Origin of the sequence: Ferrovum sp., from assembly GCF_027317285.1 — a bacterium.
GTDB lineage: Bacteria > Pseudomonadota > Gammaproteobacteria > Burkholderiales > Ferrovaceae > Ferrovum.
Genome location: NZ_DAHVHV010000146.1, coordinates 336 through 658 on the forward strand (window position 1 = coordinate 336; position 323 = coordinate 658).

Consider the following 323-nt stretch of genomic DNA (forward strand, 5'->3'; position numbering starts at 1 on the left):
CCATGGTGGAAATTTCGTTGAGGTCTTCCAAGGTTCGCTGATGCAGAAAAGGGTCTATCGATCTTGCGTTAATGAATAGAAAAGTCAGGAAGACAGTGCTGGCAAGCACGATCAAAACCTGCTTGGAGTTGATTCGCCCCAGGTTCATAAGGGGTGGCCATTATATTCACCGGTCAGGGTCTTCAGAAAAGCAACGATTTCTGAAATATCTTCGGTGGTCAAATCGAGTCCCAGTTGATACTTTCCCATGATCTTTACGGCATCTTCGAGCGTTGGCGCAGAGCCATTGTGCAGATAGGGTGCTGTGAGTGCGATGTTGCGCA

2 protein-coding genes are annotated in these 323 nt (G+C 48.0%); both read right to left on the reverse strand.

What is annotated here, in order from left to right; all coding sequences use genetic code 11:
* A partial coding sequence (locus M6F29_RS12470; RefSeq protein ID WP_366526013.1) for a hypothetical protein occupies positions 1 to 148 on the reverse strand: 148 nt, incomplete at its 3' end.
* A partial coding sequence (locus tag M6F29_RS12475; RefSeq protein WP_524537736.1) for a c-type cytochrome occupies positions 145 to 323 on the reverse strand: 179 nt, incomplete at its 5' end. The genes M6F29_RS12470 and M6F29_RS12475, both read right to left, overlap by 4 nt.